Source organism: Albidovulum sp. (genome assembly GCF_049646345.1).
Lineage (GTDB): Bacteria > Pseudomonadota > Alphaproteobacteria > Rhodobacterales > Rhodobacteraceae > Albidovulum.
On the sequence record NZ_JBARVQ010000378.1, the window covers coordinates 1 to 2308 of the forward strand.

Below are 2308 nucleotides of genomic sequence, written 5' to 3' on the forward strand. Positions count from 1 at the left end.
CATGCAGGCAGACTGTCTGCGCCTGCGGATCAGCAAGGCCGATATCCTCGACCGACATTCTGGTGATCCGGCGCGCAAGGAAACGCGGGTCCTCGCCGCCTTCCAACATGCGCGCAAACCAGTAGAGCGCCGCATCCGGGTCGGACCCGCGCACCGATTTGTGCAGAGCCGAGATAAGGTTGTAATGCTCCTCACCCGACTTGTCGTATTTCGCCGCCCGCCGCATCAGCCGTTCGGAAAGGGCGGCTGTATCGAGCGGTTTGTCGAGCTTCCAGGCAGCGACCTGTTCGATCAGGTTCAAAAGCGCGCGACCATCGCCATCGGCCATGTTTACCAGCGCCTCACGCGCCTCGGCCTTCAGGGGCAATGCGCGACCGAGTTCCTTTTCCGCCCGTTGCACCAGCAATTCAAGATCGGCCGGGGACAGCCGTTCCAACACGATGACCTGAGAACGACTGAGAAGGGCGGCGTTCAGTTCGAATGACGGGTTCTCGGTCGTGGCACCCACCAGAACAATGGTGCCGTCTTCCATATGCGGCAGGAACCCGTCCTGCTGGGCCTTGTTGAAGCGGTGGATCTCATCAACGAAAAGCAGTGTCCCCCTGCCCTGCTGACGGCGCAGCTTCGCCGCCTCGAAAACCTTCCTGAGATCCGGCACACCGGTAAAGATCGCGCTGATCTGCACGAAGGCAAGATCGGTCGCATCGGCCAGAAGCCGGGCGATCGTGGTCTTGCCCACGCCGGGCGGCCCCCAGAGGATCAGCGAGGACAGGCTGCCCGCACCAAGCATCGCGCCAAGCGGACCGCCGGGCGCGAGAACTTTCGTCTGGCCGATGACCGCATCAATCGTGGCAGGCCGAAGCCGGTCCGCGAGCGGCCGAGGGGCCGTCGAGGGTGCTGCTGTCGGGGCGCTGTCAAAAAGATCGGCCATAATGATTTCTATCCCCGCCGGTCGGGGCGAGAAAGATGCAAAACGGTCCCTCTCATCCCGGCGGGCGATATTGTCAGCATATCAGATCAGTGCATCTTGTTCGTCAGATCGATCTGGACGCATTGATAATCGCCATCGTCAATGAAAATGACCGGCCCGATCCCTTTGGCATCCAGCCCGCAACGACCATACCAGCGCGGCCAGTTCGCGGGAGTGATCGCGATCAACTGGCTTGCCCCCTGCTCGCGCGCGGATTTGACCATCGCTTCGACCATGAAAGCATGAACCCTGCGCCGGATAAGCTGCGGCGTATTATGCAGCACGAAAACCCGCGTGCATTCCCAGCATTGCGGATCGACGGGGGCCGCATCATAGAGAAGATCAGTCGGCAGCGAGGTCAAAAGCCCCCGCTGCGCGTCACGGATCATGTAGCTGTAGATACCGCAACGCGCGATGGTCGGAGTCAGCCGGATACCGGCATAGACCTGGCCGACATCGTCGTGGATGGCAATCCAGCGACTGGCTGGCGTGTCGTATTGATCGTATTCCATATCCAGCGCTTCGGGCAGGTTCCATCGCTTTTCGACGATGAAGGACTGCTTGCGCGCCCGAAACAGATTGGCGAACAACTCTCCATGGTTATGAAGGTTCTCGAACGAGAGGACGGTAGTTTGCATGAGTGGTCTCCTGCTTGGTTGATTTCTTCAACCCTGCATGCAAACGAAAGACCGACATTTGGTTACATCAGCCTGTAGTCTTTGGCACGCTGGATGGCCTCCGCTGTTGTACGGGCAAGCAATTTCTGCCGTGCAGACATCAGACGGGCCTTGAGCGCACTTTCGGAGATATTCAGTTTGGCTGCTGCGGCCGCATGCCGATCCCCCGCCGCAATAAGTTTCAGGGCTTCGGTCTGTGCCGTTGTCAGGCTTTCCGGCGGCTCTGTTAGGTCATGTAGCCTCCGGACAAGTTCCGAAATCTGTTCAATCTCGGAATCCGTGAAGTCGCGGTCTGCGCGCGCAAAACTTGAAATGGTTCGCGACCGAACCGGTCCGCAGGAAACCGTCAGCCCGAAAATCAGGCCAAAACTTCTTGCTTCCTCGAACAGTCCGAATGGATCAGGTATGCTGATCTCGCCCCAGCGGCTCGCCCCTTCAGTGCTGAATCCCCAGGCAATCGTCGGATCACGGAGCGCATAGGCTTTCTCCGTATAGTGATCCAGCCAATCCTGATTGTAGTTGGAAAACTGCATGAGTGGAGACGCGTACCGTATGTGCAGTCCGATAAAATAACCAGCAGGCGCCAGAAGCGACAGGGACTGAAGAATTGGATCAAGCACTGGCATATCGGACATGTCCTTTTAGACAAGTTGATTTAGGG

At 58.5% G+C, this 2308-nt stretch carries 3 protein-coding genes; all 3 read right to left on the minus strand.

What is annotated here, in order from left to right:
* The coding region (locus WBB85_RS09370; RefSeq protein ID WP_432638356.1) for a replication-associated recombination protein A at positions 1-931 on the minus strand (931 nt) is incomplete at its 3' end.
* An 86-nt stretch (positions 932-1017) separates the two neighbouring features.
* Positions 1018-1608, minus strand: a complete 591-nt coding sequence (locus WBB85_RS09375; RefSeq protein ID WP_432638357.1) for an acyl-homoserine-lactone synthase — start codon at positions 1606-1608, stop codon at positions 1018-1020.
* 62 nt (positions 1609-1670) lie between these two features.
* Positions 1671-2282 (minus strand): autoinducer binding domain-containing protein, encoded by a 612-nt coding sequence (locus WBB85_RS09380; protein WP_432638358.1) that lies wholly within the window; start codon positions 2280-2282, stop codon positions 1671-1673.
* Between the last annotated feature and the right edge of the window lie 26 nt (positions 2283-2308).

Bases quoted from the DNA above. Each gene is read 5' to 3' on its own strand.
- WBB85_RS09375 (WP_432638357.1), bottom strand. From the start codon at position 1,608: ATGCAAACTACCGTCCTCTCGTTCGAGAACCTTCATAACCATGGAGAG.
- WBB85_RS09380 (WP_432638358.1), bottom strand. From the start codon at position 2,282: ATGTCCGATATGCCAGTGCTTGATCCAATTCTTCAGTCCCTGTCGCTT.